Genomic DNA, 18,099 nt, shown 5'->3' with positions numbered 1-18,099 from the left:
GCACAATAAAAAAGCCGCCGGGCGTTAACCTCGGCGGCTTTTTATTTGTTCACAGGAAATAGAAATCTGCAGCAGGAGAGAGCCGCTTCCAGCCTACACTACGCGAATCTTATTTGTCGCTTTTACGCGAAGGCCAAAACAGAGCCATCATCCGCCATGGCCAAGAATTCACGATCTCACGATTATGCGTTTCTAACTCTTTGAGTTGATGCGTAAGCGCCTCTCTCTCTTTTTCGGCGTCTCTCAATTGATGGGCTTTCTCAAGAATTACCTCTTCGTGAGCTCTGAGTCGAACCTCTAAGGAACTCAGCTTAGCCTCGATAGCTTGCTGCTCAGCATGAAACTTCTGTTCCAATTCCTCTTTCCGTTTAAGTTCTGCGCAGGCATCTTGATAGGAGGTGGACAATATCTGATAAGATGATGCGGTTTCGCGATTGGCAGAAGAGAGATCATAATTAGCAGAAACCAGCTCATCGTTTTCATTCTGCAGACGTCGACTTAAATAAAAGAGATAGTCATCCGCTGACAAACGATAAAGACTGTCGAAAAAGACTTGTGTTCTTTCTTCGTAAAGATCCTCAAACTTGGCACCGAGTTTATTCAGATAATTTCTGACATCTTCATATAATGTGAAGTAAGCCTTACCATACAGGGTATTCAGATGCCACTCGAGGAATGAAGCCGAGTAGTTGATAAAATCGATTTTTCGTCCATCATAGAACCCTCGCTCAATCATTAAGGATCTCAATGCTTCCAACGCATCAATTGCACAGTGGTAGGACTTTTCGCGGGTATTAGACAGAGATGTTTCTCTGGAAACAGTGTGATCAATTAATACATCATCAAGAATGCATATTTTTTCAGATAACAAAACGAACGCACAAATGAAATAGAGATCGTTTGAAGTTCTTATCTGTTGAAATTGCAAACCTTCAGCTAATATCCTCTCACGCTTCAACATTTTGTCCCAAGGCCACCAAACAAAAGCGTTAAAAAAGTCCTTTTCAATCTCAACGGAAGAGAATACGTTTTTTTGTGGCAGCAGATCTGTGCGTATCGACCAGGGTATCGACAGATGCTTATCCTGCTGAACGTTATAGAACTGGCTTCTATAAATGACAACATCGGCATCATGCGATTTCGCCATTGAATAGGCCTTTTCCATCAGGTTTTCATCAACGAAATCATCATCATCGAGGAAAACAACAAACTCACCTCTAGCATGGCTTAAACCAACATTGCGCGCAGCACCTGCACCTCCACCTTCAACTCCGGAAAGCAATATAACCCTGTCATCCTCGGCAGCAATACGTTCCAGGATCGCCTTGGTACTATCCGTGGAATTATCGTCAACGATAATAATCTCGAGCGATTTCAGCGTTTGCTTTCTGACTTTATCAATGACATCGAAAATATAAATCTCGGCATTGAAAACTGGCATGACTACCGAAACATAGGGTATCGTTTTATCTTCAGACATTATTATTCCACCATGTTTATTGTAATAAAGCCAACTATAGAAATGACATTGGCCCCCAGTGAAACCTCCCGCGCTTAATCCCATAATCATATAATCGAAGGAGAGAAAATGAAAAAAGCCTTATGCTGTCGCATAAGGCCCCTTTCTAATTACTTAATTTCTTCAACCTGTTTCTTTATTTCTGCAATTCTCTGTTCCTGCAGAATAAATCCAGATTCAACCATCCGCTCTAATTCCGACAAACGCCAATGAATAGAATCCAGTTTTGCATTGTTTTCAATTAACAAAGTTCGCGTACTCTTGCGATGTAGCCCGCGTTCGACAAACTTGTGCTTGCCAACACGTACCAGCATGTTCAGCAAACCACTCGCACCCAGTTTGTCGTAGTTGAAGCGTAATTTTTCAGCCTTTGTTTTCGCTACCCAGCCATTCATGACTTCTGAGAAATCTGCACTGCTTTCTTTCATCAGTGCGATAACCAGACCTACCGTTTTTCTGTCATAGAAGCGCGTAGACAAGTACCGCTGAATTTCATCTTTCTGATAGCGTTTTACATGCGGCAACAGCGTTTGGTAGAACTCTGTGGAAAATGTAGGTGTGAGAACCTGGCTTACCCAAGCAATATGGCCAATCAGCCAGTTGAGTGAGTACTCACGATATTGCGCCAGCATTTTTGACTTTTCAAGATAGTCAAAAATAACCTGGTGCTGCAGGAAAACGCCGAGCAACCGATCCCCACCCGCCATCATCGTCTGGCCAGCACGATTACGTCGGTGATAGCACAGCACTTCGTCGACAAAGCAGACTTTATCTGACGTTAACGTGACAAACCAATGGAATCCATTATCTTCAAAGAAGTATTTTCCAACAGGGAATTTCAGATTATTGTCAGTAATGAGTTTACGCTTGTAAATTTTACGCCATGGCACAGGCAATAACTCGAGAACTTTCTTCTTGTTCTCAACACTGCGGATATCCCAAACAGGCTCTTTCGCCAATGGTGCCCACGCAGGCTCATACGGCGCATTTTCGATACCGGTTTCTGTCTCAAACTCGAGGAAATTACACATCGCGACATCGGCATTTTCAGCCACTGCAATGTTATAAAGCTTTTCGAACATTGTCGGATCGTAAAGATCGTCACCATCGGCAAAACCAATGAATTCGCCTGTAGCTGCTTCCATGCCTATATTGGCAACGGTAGCAACCCCACCAGGTGAGTTCTCTTTCATCAGAATAGGAATGATGCGCTGATCTTTCTCGGCATATGATTCGATAATTTTCGGCGTGCTGTCTTTAGAACCATCATCCACTACAATGATTTCAATATCTTCTAGCGTTTGAGCCAGAACATTGTCCAAACATTCGCCAATGTACTTTTCGATGTTATAGGATGTGACAATGATAGATAATTTTGCAGTCATTTCAAAAAACCTTTTTATTAACTAAATACTCACACACTTTAGAATGAATATATTTATCCGTGTGGAAAATTTTTTGCAGATCGCTGTAGCTACTCTGCAGGAAAACGTCTCTCACTTTGGAGATTAGTGCTGATTTGAAGTCAATGACTATATTTTCTTTTGCCCAATCAACCAGATTAACGCTAAACACGAAGAAACTCGTTGTATATACACCATAGCGCTCATCTGACTTAATATAGTCATATAATTCGGCAATAGCATCTACGCACTGCATACGTAACTGACTTTTATTATTAGTCACATTGCTGCCTTCTGGGCAAAGCATATAATTACATATTGCGTCGTTCAGAATGACAATCTTTTCTGCATTCATCAAAATTTTCCAGTGAGGTAAAATATCTTCATGCAGACGCAAACTGCCAAATTTTATGTCATTATCCTTTAAAAATTGTGTTCTACAGACTTTATTCCAAGGGTAATTTGTTAGCGTCAGAAAATTGGGTAACATTTGCAGAGAAAGGATATCACCATATTTTACACGCACTTCCTCAAACAACTTCTCATCGCCTTCCCACATGCCAATGCTTTCTTTGGCTTTGCCATAAACGATATTGTACTGAGTTACAGCAACGTCCAGTTTTTCTTTTTCAAGCTTGGCGATGGCATTATCAGCCACATTAGGCAACATAAAGTCATCGCTGTCGAAGAAGATCGTATACTCACCGCTCGCTGATGCCAGGCCTACATCTCGGGCAACACCCGGCCCCTGATTTTTCTCTTGCCTAATGAGCTTGATATTTTCTCTCTGGGCAAGATAATCCTCGATCACCAAGATAGTATTGTCACTTGAGCAATCATCGACAAGGATGATTTCATATGTACTCTTAATCGCACGTAAAATAGAATCCAGGGTTGCAACAATGAAATTCTGAGCATTGTATACCGGGATTATTATCGAGACCTTAACGCTTTCGTTTGCTGCGGAAGCATTACTATTAACGTCGATCATAGCATCCTTATTCATTCATTGAATCCACTTAAAAATTTCAGCCATATATTTGATAGTTGCTAAAATCATGCTATTTTTTTAGCGAATACATTTGCCATTTTGATTGAGGGCAAATCAACATACTTTTCAAAGTAGTAAGAAAGCAGTAGGCATACTGATACGGTTACTAACAACAGCATAATGAATGTAGACATGTGAATCTCACCATAATAACTCTTCGCTATTGCTGCGACAATATTAAGTATACAGACGTGTACGACATATAACGGGAAAGAGATGCGTCCCAAAAACTGCGCCAGCTTATTTTCGAGCAACTTTTCGCTCAAACTGCTGCCTAAAATAGACATGAAAATCAGCATACTTCCCGTCAACATAAGCATTTGATAAGTATCACGATATGAACCAACGGATATATATTCGATGTATTTATAGACCCCCCCGTATAAATACACACCATCCCGTTCATACGGCGAAGTTGCCAACACAATGCCGATCAAAAACATAAGCGCACGCAGCACTCCATGGATTTTAAATTTATTGCCAATGTATAAATCGTTTAGAATCATTCCAAAGACGAAGAGACAATAAAAGGAGCCCCATGCATAAAGGAAAGAGAAAACCAATGCATAAAATATTAGTCGCCTACGATGCATGCCGAAAAAAGCAAGCAGACCGAAAACAATAAAAGATCCATAAAATTCGAAAGATATAGTCCACAGTGCATAATTATGCAGCGGTACATGTTGGAAAGGCGCGAAATACACCGCTTCAAGAACCGCTGGAATAAAACCGAGTTCAATCACATGACCAGTTGTATACTTCAATACATAATATAGCAATGCACTCATCAGCATAGAGGCTAAAATAGGAAGAACCAGTCTCGGGTATCTCTTTACAACGCCATTGAATATGGCACTACTCTCGTGGGTTTTATTGAACTTAATTGAAAGAACAAAACCGCTTAGAATGAAGAAGATGCAAACAGGCGCAATTCCACTGTAAACTATATTTAACGGTGTCCATGCAATTAACCGCCGTAGCATCCCTCCGATATCGCTAAACGATGTATATCTAATATCTGGCTTATAGATGCTGACACAGTGATCAATAATAACAATAAAACAGCATATACCCCGTAAACCTTCAAGGTAGGTTATTTTTTTCATAAAAACCTTTGTATAAGCCTTTCTCTCTATCTAATAGTGTCGTTGAGAGTCAGCATATATATGCTGTCCTGGTAATTTCGCAATATTGAAGACAGAGGGAATGACGCCAAATGAATTAGCAACAATGAATGCAGGAACAGCTAGCGGAAATAATTAATTAAAGCCAAGAAAACCACCATGCCAATGACATGGTGGTTTAAAATATCAAACAATTACAGTATGTTAGTCTAACCACTCGGTGTGGAATACACCTTCTTTATCCGTACGCTTGTAAGTATGAGCGCCGAAGTAATCGCGCTGCGCCTGGATCAGATTAGCCGGCAGCACCGCAGAACGGTAGCTGTCGTAGTAGGCGATCGCGGCGGAGAAGGTTGGCGTAGGGATACCGTTCTGCACGGCATAAGCCACCACGTCACGCAGCGCCTGCTGGTATTCGTCGGCGATTTGCTTGAAGTATGGCGCCAGCAACAGGTTGGCGATATCGGCGTCCGCCGCATAAGCGTCGGTGATCTTCTGCAGGAATTGAGCGCGGATGATGCAGCCAGCGCGGAAGATTTTGGCGATTTCGCCGTAGTGCAGATCCCAGTTGTTTTCTTTAGAAGCGGCTTTCAGCTGAGAGAAGCCCTGCGCGTAGGACACGATTTTGCCCAGATACAGCGCGCGACGCACTTTCTCGATGAATTCAGCTTTGTCGCCGGTGAACGGTGCCACTTTCGGACCGGTCAGCACTTTAGAGGCGGCAACGCGCTGATCTTTCAGCGAGGACAGGTAGCGTGCGAACACCGATTCGGTGATCAGAGACAGTGGTTCCCCCAGATCCAGCGAGCTCTGGCTGGTCCACTTGCCGGTGCCTTTGTTGGCGGCTTCGTCCAGGATCACATCGACCAGGTATTTACCCTCTTCGTCTTTCTTGGTGAAGATGTCTTTGGTGATGTCGATCAGATAGCTGTTCAGCTCACCCTTGTTCCACTCGGCGAAGGTTTCGGCCAACTGCTCGTTGCTCAGGTTCAGCGCCTGCTTCAGCAAAGAATAGGCTTCGGCAATCAGCTGCATGTCGCCGTATTCGATGCCGTTGTGCACCATTTTCACGTAGTGGCCGGCACCGTCTGCGCCGATGTAGGTCACGCAAGGCTCGCCTTCCGCAACCGCAGCGATTTTCTCCAGGATTGGCGCCACCAGCTCGTAAGCTTCTTTCTGGCCGCCAGGCATGATGGAAGGCCCTTTCAGCGCGCCCTCTTCACCGCCGGAAACGCCGGTGCCGATGAAGTTGAAGCCCTGGTCGGACAGTTCGCGGTTACGACGGATGGTGTCCTGATAGTAGGTGTTGCCGCCGTCAATCAGGATATCGCCCTTGTCCAGGTGCGGAGTCAGCGAGGCAATGGTTTTATCCGTTGCTTCGCCCGCTTTCACCATCAGCAGGATGCGGCGCGGTTTTTCCAGCGATTCGACAAACTCTTCAACGGTGTAATACGGCGCCAGATTCTTGCCCGGGTTCTCAGCGATCACTTCGTCAGTTTTGTCGCCAGAACGGTTGAAAATGGAAACGGTGTAACCACGGCTCTCGATGTTCAGCGCGAGGTTGCGGCCCATTACCGCCATGCCGACAACGCCGATTTGTTGCTTGGACATTTAGGAACTCCTGTCTGAGGATGACCCTGCTGGCAACGTCGGCCAGCAGGTTTTGTGATGTGGCACACATGTTAACTCAGGATTGAGCCGGGTGGGTAGTGATTGGTGCGATAGGCTTTGCAACAGATTGCGAACCATCAAAAATTGCACAATCGCGACAATAACAGCGATTTAGGTTACTGCCATGGCTCTTGCTTACAAATTTGGGTTTTCCACTGCCCTTTCAGCGAAAAACCCAACGTTCACAAGACGCTCAATAACTTCCGGCTGCGATCGCACGCTGATAGAGCTTTAGCGTGTCATCAATAACCAATGATGAGGCGAACTTGCTCTCGATACGCTCACGGCTGCGCACCCCCATCTCGACACGCTTGCTTGGGCTGGTAAGCAGCTGTTCCAACTTCTCTGCCAGAACCTCGATATTGCGCATTTCCACCAGGCTACCGGTGTACTCATCAATAATCAGACTTTGGCAGCCGCCCACGTCATAAGCGATACAAGCACGCCCAACCGAAGACGCTTCCAGCAAAATACGTGGAATGCCTTCTGAATACGTAGAAGGCAGAGCGACAACGTTAGAGGCTTCAATCAGGCTGTAAACATCGCTGCAACGACCCAACCAGTTGATGAGCCCTTGCTGATGCCATTCTTCTATTTGCGACAGCGGAATAGCATCCGGATCGTCAACAATGGAAATTCCCGCCACATTCAACACAAAATCCACGCCTTTCTGCGCCAAGCGCTTTTTCACCTCAACCAGATCGCCCAATCCTTTGCTCCAGAGCAAACGGCTGGCGAACAGGACGACCGGCTTTTCGCGGTTGATTTCTAGCGAGTAGTGATAAATATCGGGGTTAATACCAGCACCATCGATCACAACCGTTTGGCTTTTTTTCGCTTCAGTCAGCGCCAGAAGCCGATCGCGGTCGTGTTCATGCTCAAAGGCCAGCAAGCATTTTTTGTTCTTAAAGATATGATTGTACGAATGTAACGTCAGATAACGAATGACGTTCATTGACAATTTATCCTCCATAAAGACACGTCCAAGCCCGACAAAGCCTAGAATAATCGGCTTGTTGTAAAAACGCGCAAAGAACCCACCCATCAAGCAAGGTTTGATAGTGATGCAATGCAGTACGTCAGGGTCAATTTTTTTCAGCAATGACCATACCTTGGCCAATGAACCAAAGAAATTGAACGGGTTGATGGACAGCTCAGATACCGACGAATCGTGGCAGATGAAACCTTTATCTGCCAACTTTTGCTGAATGTCGTCTCCCACAAAGTGGCTGACAACGTGGATTTCATAGCCAGCAGCCTGAGCCGCCAGCGCTCTTTCAACCCAATGCAGTTCAAAGTACCAATCTGAGTTGATAAAATAACAAATCTTTTTCATTTAACTCTTACCGGCTAATGTTGTTTACCATTTTTACGTGATATACCGTCAACAATACCGCGCACTACGTATTTAATATATTCGCCTTTTTTTCCTTGAGAGGTAAAAGAAAGTAAATATTTTGCAATACGTAACACGATAGCTCCGAGTGAGTAAGGTCTTTCATGTTTGTTGAAAAGCGTCCTTGAAAGGAGCAGGTTTCTGACCAGATAGTAGGCTTTCCAGGACGGGTTTATCCCCCCCTGGTTAGCAGGCACATCGTGCAGAAATACCAACTCTGGTGAGTACCGGAACCGATACCCTTGTTGACTCAACCTGTAAGAGAAGTAAAGATCATCATAATAAATAAAAAGTTCTGGCCAGATGTACTCAATGTTAGCAGCTAAAACGTCTTTGCGTATTATTGCACCAACAAATGAGAAAGTCACGACATCCGCGGGCGTAAGCTCTGCGGGGATGTAACGTACGGGTCTGGAAATATAACCCAAAGTCTGTACCAACGACGTTGGCATCTTGCTGAAAGGTACGTTCATTTTGCATAACGTCCCTTGCTTATCCAAGACTCGGCAACAGTAGGCAGCATAGTCAAACCGTTGCGCCAATTCAGCGAAACGTGTCAATAATGCGTGATCGGGATAAGCGTCATCATCGAACATAAACACCCAGTCAGTGTCTATCTTGCTCGCAATATATTCAGCTCCGAGCCTGAACCCGCCTGCGCCGCCGTCATTTTGCGCGGCGCGTATGACGTGCAAACGGCTATCTTCGATACCGTGCAGCCACGACTGCGTTTCGTCGGTCGAAGCGTTATCGACAATGACAATGTCATCAAACGGCAACGCAGAAGTTGCCGCCCAACATTGTTTTAATTTTTCCAGGCGATTGAATGTAACAATTAACGCCGAACATCTCATCTGATGCTGACCGTGAATACTGGCATAGCGTTTTCTTGCTCCAGACTGGCCAGATAGGTTTCAGCGGTTTTCAACGCTTCGGCAATGGTCACGTCCATGTCCAGATAGCGATACGTACCCAGGCGACCAATGAAGGTAATGTCATGTTCTTTTTCGGCCAAATCGACGTATTTTTCCAGCAATGCCATTTCACCGACCTGACGAATCGGATAATAAGGGATATCGTTTTCTTCACAAGCGCGGCTGTACTCTTTATAGCAAACCGACCCTTCGTGCTGTTCCCAAGGGGAGAAGTACTTATGCTCGGTGATGCGAGTATAAGGTACCGACTGTTCACAATAGTTCATCACAGCACAGCCTTGATAATCCCCTTCCACGGTAAATTTCTCAAAGTCCAGCGTACGGTAGCCGAGGCGCCCAAACTGGAAATCATAGAACGCATCCAGCGGGCCGCTGTAAAACACATGATCGTAGCCCTCGCGGTCCTGCATTTGGAACTGGGTATTCAGCTCCACCAAGATGTTCGGGTGATCCAAAATACCTTCAACCATCTTGGTATAACCGTCTTTCGGCATCCCCTGGAATTTATGATTGAAATAGTTATCATCATAATTAAAGCGAATTGGCAGACGTTTGAGGATCGAGGCCGGTAACTGCGCCGGAGACATGCCCCACTGCTTGATGGTGTAGCCTTTGAAGAAGGCTTCATACAGTTCTTTGCCGACAAAGCGCAGCGCCTGCTCTTCAAACGACTGCGGGTCGGTAATGCTGGAATCGCCTTTCTCGGCGATCAAGGCTTTCGCTTCCGTTGGTGAACAGGTTTTTTTGAAGAACTGATTGATGGTGTGCAAATTGATCGGCAGCGAGAAAACCTGGCCGTTGACCGTCGCTTTTACGCGGTTAACATAAGGCATCATTGTGGCGTACTGATTCACAAAGTTCCAGACTTGCTCGTTGTCAGTATGGAAAATATGCGGGCCATAGGTATGTACCATTACATCCGTCTTTTCATCCCGAGCGTCGTAGCAGTTGCCAGCGATATGGGTACGACGATCGATAATATGAATTTGATGGCCTTGCTCAGCCAACTTTCTCCCGATTACCGCACCGGAAAAGCCTGCTCCAACGATTAAAATTTTCTTACTGTTCATCATCTTATGATCCGCGAATTAGCTGCCTAAATTTGTAGTAGTATTTGGTCATTGCATTACGCCGCATTGTCCCTTTCGGCGCTACACTATTAAGAATAAACATTATGGAGCGTTTTAATATCGGTGCCCCACTATTCTTACGTGTGGGTGAAAAATCCTTCCTCTCGCCTTGCAAGCGGGCATAAAGCTCCGGAGCCCAGGGCGTATTCAGTATATTCTTGTAATAATTATCAAAAAAATCAACGTAACGCGTATTCCACGGTTTATTCTCACCAGCGAAGTGAATCATCTTCGGATTACGACGCGCCTCAAGGAAACGCATGTAGGTCGAAAATGGCAAGTTGGGGAAAAATGTCTCTGTATTACCGTTACCATGATAGACATTCCATTCCAACGGCAAATAATGTACGCGACCATGGAAGACTTTATTCATAATATCCTGATCGAGGAACCAGTATCGCTTGCTCTGCATGGCCTCCATCAGACTGGAAAAGGTATTTTCTTGATTCATCTGAACGATGTTAAATACTAATATTCCCGCTTGGAAATATTCATCTGGATTGGTTAAATCCAATGAAGAAGAAAGGTACTCCTTCGCCGGCATCACCCCATCACTGGATTGTGACATGGCACCAAGCAAAACGAATCCTTCCATTACGATATCTTTTACCGCCGCAACCAAATTATCGGCCAACGGAATATCGAGTAACTCTGCCAAATCATTCTCGACTACTGTATCCGAGTCAATAAAGATCACTTTTTCATACTCAACAAACAACCGAGGAATAAACAAACGCGCATAGGTTGCAGCGCTAAAATGCGCACGCGTAAACGCATTCTTTATCTCTGAAAAAGCGTTAACATCAAAGAAGCGAAGATGGATATTGTCATGCTCAGCAAGCAGAGAAAAGAAACGCTGCTTATTCGCCAGAGAGACTCCGTTCTCAAGCACCACCAAATCATAATTCAAAAGAGGATTAGCATGCTTAATGATAGAGTTGATTAATGCAGCCCCGCTAATTGCATAATTATCATCGAAGCAAATGACAACTGGTACATTATTATCAGAGAATGCAGGTTCCAGGGTCGCCGAGAAGGTCTCATTCTTAATGAAAGTTCTCTGCAATTCTTTAATATTTAAGGTCTCAACCTCTCGCTTGTGGCCAACATAAATATTAAGTAACCGCTCTGCTATGTGGCCGACAACTCGCTTTTCCTGATCGTTGTAATTTTTAAATCTCAGCCTTTCTTCCAATTTATCCAAAATAGAAAAGAGCCAAATTGAATAGTCCTCAAAGATATCCTTTCTCATCACGAACATATTCGTATAATAACCATCTGATGCTTGGTTAAATTTTTCTGCAGCGGTGATATATTCGGGGTAAAGCTCCTCCAACACGGTCAATGCAGCATCATAGTCTTCGATATGCAGATGGTTAGAGATTTTATAATGCTGATAATTATTCTTGCTACCTGCAGCACCGACATCCCATTTCTTAGGCAAAACAATATCGACGCCTTCGAGACACAGAGGAATCGCTTCGTCATTCAAACCAAATTTATCTTGGTATTCTTTACTTATCTTCTCAGCCCCCACCACACCCCATCGATCTTCAGGAACACGCTGATCTTCAGAAAAGTTTAGATGACGGCGGTAGTGCATAAACCCAACATAGTCGGCTGGCTCTGCATTTTTCCACACCCAGTAATGCGCAGTCAGCTCACAATAAAATGGGTTTTTGAACGATATATTATCACCCGTATTATCACCAAGGCATCCAATCTCGGTAAGGCTATTAGCCTTACCGACGTGGATTGGCTGTATCCACTTTGAGTCGAGAAAAGCACTAGGCTTGTGATGACATGTATATATTTTAATATTCTGCATTTGCACTACCTGGCAATCACGATTATGAATTTCAACTCATTGCTTCTTTATATTGCGCTATAACAGAATGAGCCTCACCCATAACTTTCATCTTATGGTTTTCTATCCAAATAACTCTATCGCAAATTTTTTCGATATCACGAAGATTGTGGCTAACAAAAAGAATTGTCACCCCTTTCTTCTTGAACTCATTGATTGTTTCAAGGCATTTTCGTTGGAATGAAATGTCCCCGACTGCCAAGACCTCATCGATAATCAGAATATCTGGATCAACCTGCGTAATGACCGAGAACCCCAGCTTCGCCAACATACCGCTGGAGTAAACTCGAATTGGCTCATCGATAAATTCACCCAGCTCGGAAAACTCGATAATTTTATCCAGACGCTGCTTCAATTCCTTACGACGAAGGCCTAACAACGTCGCATTCAGTCGAATATTCTCGCGGCCAGTCAGTTCGGGGTGAAAGCCGCCGCCTAACTCCAGCATCGAAGCCACCCGACCAACGACATGAACCGAACCGGATGACGGTTTCATCACACCGGCGACCAAACCAAGCGACGTACTCTTCCCTGCACCGTTTCGGCCTATAAGCGCAACCGATTCGCCTTTTTTCACCTGGAAACTAATATCCTCTATCGCCAGATAACTGCGGCCGCTCAGTAAACTCAACGCTCTACGAGGGTTAAAAATCAGCTCTTTAATGCCAGATCCAATATGATGATATAATGGATAGCGCTTAGTGACGTTTTTAAATTCTATAGCTACGCTCATTATAATATCTCTGCAAATCTGTACTTCAACTTATTGAAAATGCTGACGCCGATGATAATGAACAGTAACGCATATCCGTAGAGCATGCCTATCTGATGATAATCAATTACACCATTCATAAAAAGATCACGCCAGCTCAGTATCATGTTAGCCAGTGGGTTAAAATCAATCAGGAATCGATATTGTTCTGGAATCATATCACCGGAGTATAAAATCGGCGTGCAGTAGAACATCAGCATGATGCCCAGCGTGATGAAGCGTTCCAGATCGCGGAAGAAAAGATTCAGCGTTGATAGCATCATCGCGATCCCGAAGGTCATCATCATTTGTGCGATGCCGATAAGCGGAACTCCCCAAAGCCAATCGATTGATGGACGCATGTCATAAACATAGAGAAAGAAGATAATGACCGGAATCGTGCACAGGAAATGCAGGCACTCCATTAGGACATTACTAAAAGGAATAACCGAACGCGGAAATACGGTTTTTTTGATGATCTGTGCGTTTGCAATAAACGAATATAAGGAGTTAGTCGTTGAACTGGCAAACCACTGCCAGGGGAACAGGCCTGTAATAATAAAAATGGTATAGTTTGGTATTTGAACCCGCATGACCAATTTAAAAATAAAATAATAGATCATAGCAAAGAGTAATGGATTAGCAATTGACCATAAATAGCCAAAGAAGCTGCTTTTATATCTTACTTTTAATTCTTTCTCTGTGATGACCGAAGCCAAATCCCAAAGATAACCTAAGCTATACTTCATATAAAAACTCGATTTAAGATTGAAATTCCCTGACAGATGAAACATGGCCGTACGTCTTCAGGTCCAGCGTAACCTGGGTGGCAGAATGGGTAGAATGCGTTTCTCAACTAATCGCAGCCACGCTACCGCCCCTGGCATTGCGGCAACCAGAGCACACTTAAAACAACCTGTTGATTTTACTTCATAACCGGGAAAACTTCCTGCACCCAGTTCGCTACACACCAAGATGAGCGCGTGTAGCCTGCCCTCAAGCTACATCCAGCCGCTCCATTTTACTTTAGGAATCGGCTGGATTCGTCAGGTACCGCAGGTGTTTAAGCCGGCAGCATCCCCTTTAACCACTCAGAAAATGCTTCACCCTGCGTTGGATGACGAAGACCATACTCAACAAAGGCCTTCATGTAACCTAATTTATCGCCACAGTCATGCGAACGTCCAACCATGGCGAAAGCCTCAACCGGTTTTTGCTCCATCAACATGGCGATGGCATCGGTAAGCTGGATCTCACCGCCAGCACCATAAGGCGTTTTTTCCAGCAGCGGCCAGATATCAGCTGCCAAAACATAGCGACCAACGACGGCCAAATTTGAAGGCGCCTCTTCTTGAGAAGGTTTTTCGACGATCGCATGCATCGGCACACTTTGGCCTGGCGCCACAGCCACGCCGCGACAATCGACCACACCGTATTTGGACACATCTTTTTCTGGCACAGGTTCTACCATGATCTGGCTGCGACCGTGCGCTTCGAATTGGGCAATCATACTGGCGAGGTTATCTTTCGTCAGATCGGAGGCAATATCGTCCATCAGCACGTCCGGCAGCAATACGGCAAACGGCGCATCACCGATCAGAGGTCTGGCACAGAGTACCGCATGGCCCAATCCTTTAGATTGCCCCTGCCTTACATGCATCAGGGTCACGCCTTTCGGACAGATAGACTGAACTTCTTCCAGCAGTTGGCGCTTAACGCGTGACTCCAGCATGCTTTCCAATTCAAACGAGGTGTCAAAGTGGTTTTCAATCGCATTTTTTGACGAGTGCGTGACCAGAATAATCTCTTTAATACCGGCAGCAACGCATTCATTTACGATGTATTGGATAAGAGGTTTGTCTACAACCGGCAGCATTTCCTTAGGAATTGCCTTTGTGGCCGGTAACATGCGGGTACCAAGACCGGCAACGGGGATGACAGCTTTCAGCATATCTGTGGGGGCTCCCAACGACTTCAGTTTCATTAATGCAACATGTCAAAATTATCGCGATAACACTCAACGTTATCACCGCCCCCTGCTATGCAACCAAGGGGCCTCTATTTTCTTCGGGCTGAATTATACACCCATGTGGGAAGTTAATACATTAACGCCACATAGACAAAACGTCATTTGTCTATGCAGTAACCGCCAGTCACCAAGAAAAATTTCAATGCATTGAATAAAAATAAAAAAAAGCAAAATCCCGTACACTTTCTCACTAACCCTAAGAGTCTTCTGGCTCTTGGCACTTTTTGCGCCTGCAGGGTTGGAGGGGGCCACGAAAGGAAAATATAATTAGCACACTAACAAAAACATCAAGTTATTGAGAATGATTGCTAATTACTAAAGCTGCGTTTCCCTCACTCGCCACAGATAACAACGAAAAAGCCCACAGCTTGATGTGGGCTTTTCATTGCTTAACTTTATATCAGTATTCTTACTTATACCCTTGCGGATTTTTTTTCTGCCAGTTCCAAGTGTCGCGCATCATATCATCGATATTCCGACGAACTTTCCATCCCAGCTCTCGATATGCCAGATCCGCGTTCGCCCAGAAAGCAGGCAGATCGCCGTCGCGGCGAGGCAATATTTGGTAAGGGATCGTTACGCCGGACGCTTTTTCAAATGCCTGAACCATCGCCAGAACCGAATGCCCTACACCAGCCCCCAGGTTATAAGCCTTGAAGCCATTGATCTTCGCCAGATGATCCATCGCTTTGAGATGGCCTTCGGCCAAATCCATGACGTGAATGTAATCACGCTCTCCCGTGCCGTCTTGCGTAGGATAGTCACCGCCGAAAATACCCAACTTCTCCAGCTTGCCGATAGCCACCTGCGAGATGTAAGGCAAGAGGTTATTGGGAATACCGTTAGGATCTTCACCGATCAAACCCGATTCATGGGCACCTACCGGGTTAAAGTAACGCAAGGCAATGATCGAAAATTGCGGCTCTGCCTTAGCGAAATCTTGCAGGATCTGCTCCACCATCAGCTTAGACGTGCCATAAGGGCTGGTCGTGCCGCCGATCGGTGTTGTCTCAACATATGGCACCGGCGAATTGGCCCCATAGACAGTAGCGGAAGAACTGAAGATGAAATCATGTACGCCGGCACGGCGCATAGCATCCAACAGTACCAGCGTGCCGGTGACGTTATTCTGATAATACTCAAGCGGTTTGCGAGTCGACTCCCCAACTGCCTTGAGGCCGGCAAAATGGATCACGGCCGAGATGTCGTGCGCCTCGAAGATACGCTGCAGATACTCAGCATCCAGGATATCGCCCTGATAGAACACGGTGGCTTTCCCCGTCAATTTTTCCACACGACGTAACGACTCAGCAGAAGAGTTCGACAGGTTGTCCAACACCACCACGTCTTCGCCACGTTCCAACAGAGATAAAACGGTGTGGGATCCGATGTAACCGGCACCACCGGTGACTAGGGTTGTCATGCAAGCTCCTTTGATTACGCTAAAGTACGGCCTTAAGGTTAGATAGACGCTCATTCTAACGGGATACGTGGTGATAAACATCAGAATACATCTGGTTGAATCATACCATTGAGGCTACCTGCAGCGGACAGATACAGACCTGGCCTGGATATCGTAATGATTTTATGCGACTTACGCCCCGAACGGGGCGTCACGAGAAAGGCAGGATACGAGGGGAGCAAAACAGAAAAGAGGGTCTCATTGCGAGGAAAGAAACTAAGGCGCACCTCATCGTAGGTAGAATGACACAAAACAATCTATGCAAGCGGTGGCTGTCATCAAAGAGACAGCCCTGTTCTCACAAGTATTTGTCAATACGCGGATTTGTGTATAAAGCCTTTAAATACTGTAAGGAAAATTATTTTTAGATCGAGCCAAATACTCCAGTCACGAATATACTCAAGATCATATTCGACTCGCTTTTGCATCTTATCCAAGGTGTCTGTTTCTCCCCGCCACCCATTAATTTGAGCCCAACCTGTAATTCCTGGTTTGACTTTGTGTCGGAGCATATAACCTTCGATAAGATTTCTATATTGTTCATTGTGTGCCACAGCATGCGGCCTAGGCCCAACGATAGACATCCCGCCAATAAGAACATTGAAAAACTGCGGCAACTCATCCAAAGAGGTTCGTCGCAAAAACGCCCCGACCTTGGTCACCCTGGCATCACCTTTTTTTGCCTGGATGACTACATCATTATTTTCCATAACAGTCATAGATCTGAATTTCCAAACCATGATGGGCTTGCCATCCATACCGTAACGTGTTTGACGAAATATAACTGGCCCTTGAGATGTAAATTTCACAGCGAACGCGATCAAAGCAAGTACCGGCGAAATAAATATCAATATCAGCATTGACAAAATAATATCTTCAGCTCTTTTAAAAACTTTATTTATGCCATTCAATGGGGTATCGAACAAAGGAACGACGGGAACTCCATTTACTTCTTCAGTTCTTGACTGCAAGATATTAAACGTAAATACATCAGGGATAAACATGACAGAACAGGTTGTGTCGGTTAACTGCCCCAGTATCTTCTTAAACTTATGCTCTTCGCTCATTTTCATCGCGATATACACATAATCAAGTCGTCCTTGGCGTGCATCCTCGACTAACTTATCCAAGTCACCACAGTACTTTATTTCATTATCATTGTGACTTTGTACATCGTCGTATATACCTTCAACGATAAATCCTAACCAAGGTTCTTCTTTAAAATTTTTCAGCAGCCTTACACCGATAGGCATCGAACCCGCAACGGCTACCTTTCGGTTGTTGTATCCCAGATTTCTAATTGTCCCCACCAAAAAACGGATTGCAGAACGACAGAACGTGAACCCGAGACATACTGATAGATACCAGTATAAAAATACTTCAAATGTAAAACTGGAACTCGGCATGAATGAAGTTATACCGGCAGTAACGATTATGCTTAGCGTCCAATTTTTAAGTATAAGTCGAAGCTCTGATGAGAATTTCCCGCCACGCCAAGAGCGATAAAAATCAGTTATACCACCAATCATTTGAAATGCGACTAAAGCTATGAGAGCAACCAAAATGATTTCATAGTTAAAGTTAAAACCATTTATTTTACTTGCAACAAACGCGCCAAAGAAAATAATAGAGATATCAGAAAAACGCTGAACCATAGATATTAGAGATGCATTTGCTTTGGAATGCGCCCGCTGATGTTGTATTTTCATAATAAAAGCACTCTTATAAATGAGTGCGCAATTACTTCTAAAAAAATAAATG

At 44.7% G+C, this 18,099-nt stretch carries 14 protein-coding genes; all 14 read right to left on the bottom strand.

Annotation, left to right across the window (positions count from 1 at the left end):
* Positions 1 to 109: 109 nt before the first annotated feature.
* Positions 110 to 1,480: a glycosyltransferase family 2 protein gene (locus tag ACJ8HT_RS13775; protein ID WP_197652091.1), complete on the bottom strand. Its 1,371-nt coding sequence runs from the start codon at positions 1,478 to 1,480 to the stop codon at positions 110 to 112.
* 149 nt (positions 1,481 to 1,629) lie between these two features.
* Positions 1,630 to 2,904 (bottom strand): glycosyltransferase, encoded by a 1,275-nt coding sequence (locus tag ACJ8HT_RS13770; RefSeq protein WP_197652092.1) that lies wholly within the window; start codon positions 2,902 to 2,904, stop codon positions 1,630 to 1,632.
* Position 2,905: 1 nt separating this feature from the next.
* The gene (locus tag ACJ8HT_RS13765) at positions 2,906 to 3,928 is read right to left on the bottom strand and encodes a glycosyltransferase (protein WP_197652093.1); all 1,023 of its coding nucleotides are present in this window, start codon (positions 3,926 to 3,928) and stop codon (positions 2,906 to 2,908) included.
* Between the two features lie 50 nt (positions 3,929 to 3,978).
* On the bottom strand, positions 3,979 to 5,079 hold the full coding sequence (locus ACJ8HT_RS13760; RefSeq protein ID WP_197652094.1) for an acyltransferase family protein: 1,101 nt from the start codon (positions 5,077 to 5,079) through the stop codon (positions 3,979 to 3,981).
* A gap of 222 nt (positions 5,080 to 5,301) precedes the next feature.
* Positions 5,302 to 6,708, bottom strand: a complete 1,407-nt coding sequence (gene gndA / locus ACJ8HT_RS13755; RefSeq protein WP_042784055.1) for an NADP-dependent phosphogluconate dehydrogenase — start codon at positions 6,706 to 6,708, stop codon at positions 5,302 to 5,304.
* A gap of 253 nt (positions 6,709 to 6,961) precedes the next feature.
* Positions 6,962 to 8,104 (bottom strand): glycosyltransferase family 4 protein, encoded by a 1,143-nt coding sequence (locus ACJ8HT_RS13750; RefSeq protein ID WP_033650622.1) that lies wholly within the window; start codon positions 8,102 to 8,104, stop codon positions 6,962 to 6,964.
* A gap of 14 nt (positions 8,105 to 8,118) precedes the next feature.
* Positions 8,119 to 9,018, bottom strand: coding sequence for a glycosyltransferase (locus tag ACJ8HT_RS13745; RefSeq protein WP_197652095.1), 900 nt, complete (start codon positions 9,016 to 9,018; stop codon positions 8,119 to 8,121).
* Positions 9,015 to 10,169 carry a UDP-galactopyranose mutase gene (glf, locus tag ACJ8HT_RS13740; RefSeq protein WP_197652345.1) on the bottom strand — a complete coding sequence of 385 codons (1,155 nt, stop codon included), beginning with the start codon at positions 10,167 to 10,169 and terminating at the stop codon, positions 9,015 to 9,017. The genes ACJ8HT_RS13745 and glf overlap by 4 nt, the downstream gene beginning before the upstream one ends.
* Before the next feature lie 4 nt (positions 10,170 to 10,173).
* Positions 10,174 to 12,057, bottom strand: a complete 1,884-nt coding sequence (locus tag ACJ8HT_RS13735; protein WP_197652096.1) for a DUF4422 domain-containing protein — start codon at positions 12,055 to 12,057, stop codon at positions 10,174 to 10,176.
* 31 nt (positions 12,058 to 12,088) lie between these two features.
* Positions 12,089 to 12,829, bottom strand: coding sequence for an ABC transporter ATP-binding protein (locus ACJ8HT_RS13730; protein ID WP_049272859.1), 741 nt, complete (start codon positions 12,827 to 12,829; stop codon positions 12,089 to 12,091).
* Positions 12,829 to 13,596 carry an ABC transporter permease gene (locus tag ACJ8HT_RS13725; protein ID WP_019454384.1) on the bottom strand — a complete coding sequence of 256 codons (768 nt, stop codon included), beginning with the start codon at positions 13,594 to 13,596 and terminating at the stop codon, positions 12,829 to 12,831. The genes ACJ8HT_RS13730 and ACJ8HT_RS13725 overlap by 1 nt, the downstream gene beginning before the upstream one ends.
* Before the next feature lie 314 nt (positions 13,597 to 13,910).
* Positions 13,911 to 14,798: a UTP--glucose-1-phosphate uridylyltransferase GalU gene (gene galU / locus ACJ8HT_RS13720; RefSeq protein WP_197652097.1), complete on the bottom strand. Its 888-nt coding sequence runs from the start codon at positions 14,796 to 14,798 to the stop codon at positions 13,911 to 13,913.
* A 487-nt stretch (positions 14,799 to 15,285) separates the two neighbouring features.
* On the bottom strand, positions 15,286 to 16,299 hold the full coding sequence (galE, locus tag ACJ8HT_RS13715; protein ID WP_197652098.1) for a UDP-glucose 4-epimerase GalE: 1,014 nt from the start codon (positions 16,297 to 16,299) through the stop codon (positions 15,286 to 15,288).
* A gap of 350 nt (positions 16,300 to 16,649) precedes the next feature.
* On the bottom strand, positions 16,650 to 18,047 hold the full coding sequence (wcaJ, locus tag ACJ8HT_RS13710) for an undecaprenyl-phosphate glucose phosphotransferase (RefSeq protein WP_197652099.1): 1,398 nt from the start codon (positions 18,045 to 18,047) through the stop codon (positions 16,650 to 16,652).
* Positions 18,048 to 18,099 lie beyond the last annotated feature (52 nt).

The organism is Serratia sp. CY44782, assembly GCF_052168715.1.
GTDB classification, from domain to species: domain Bacteria; phylum Pseudomonadota; class Gammaproteobacteria; order Enterobacterales; family Enterobacteriaceae; genus Serratia; species Serratia nevei.
The sequence above is the reverse complement of the archived record's forward strand: the minus strand, read 5'-3'. Positions and strand labels throughout refer to the sequence as shown.

Coding starts and splice junctions, on each gene's coding strand:
- ACJ8HT_RS13775 (WP_197652091.1), bottom strand. CDS start 1,480: ATGTCTGAAGATAAAACGATACCCTATGTTTCGGTAGTCATGCCAGTT.
- ACJ8HT_RS13770 (WP_197652092.1), bottom strand. CDS start 2,904: ATGACTGCAAAATTATCTATCATTGTCACATCCTATAACATCGAAAAG.
- ACJ8HT_RS13765 (WP_197652093.1), bottom strand. CDS start 3,928: ATGAATAAGGATGCTATGATCGACGTTAATAGTAATGCTTCCGCAGCA.
- ACJ8HT_RS13760 (WP_197652094.1), bottom strand. CDS start 5,079: ATGAAAAAAATAACCTACCTTGAAGGTTTACGGGGTATATGCTGTTTT.
- gndA (WP_042784055.1), bottom strand. CDS start 6,708: ATGTCCAAGCAACAAATCGGCGTTGTCGGCATGGCGGTAATGGGCCGC.
- ACJ8HT_RS13750 (WP_033650622.1), bottom strand. CDS start 8,104: ATGAAAAAGATTTGTTATTTTATCAACTCAGATTGGTACTTTGAACTG.
- ACJ8HT_RS13745 (WP_197652095.1), bottom strand. CDS start 9,018: ATGAGATGTTCGGCGTTAATTGTTACATTCAATCGCCTGGAAAAATTA.
- glf (WP_197652345.1), bottom strand. CDS start 10,169: ATGAACAGTAAGAAAATTTTAATCGTTGGAGCAGGCTTTTCCGGTGCG.
- ACJ8HT_RS13735 (WP_197652096.1), bottom strand. CDS start 12,057: ATGCAGAATATTAAAATATATACATGTCATCACAAGCCTAGTGCTTTT.
- ACJ8HT_RS13730 (WP_049272859.1), bottom strand. CDS start 12,829: ATGAGCGTAGCTATAGAATTTAAAAACGTCACTAAGCGCTATCCATTA.
- ACJ8HT_RS13725 (WP_019454384.1), bottom strand. CDS start 13,596: ATGAAGTATAGCTTAGGTTATCTTTGGGATTTGGCTTCGGTCATCACA.
- galU (WP_197652097.1), bottom strand. CDS start 14,798: ATGCTGAAAGCTGTCATCCCCGTTGCCGGTCTTGGTACCCGCATGTTA.
- galE (WP_197652098.1), bottom strand. CDS start 16,299: ATGACAACCCTAGTCACCGGTGGTGCCGGTTACATCGGATCCCACACC.
- wcaJ (WP_197652099.1), bottom strand. CDS start 18,047: ATGAAAATACAACATCAGCGGGCGCATTCCAAAGCAAATGCATCTCTA.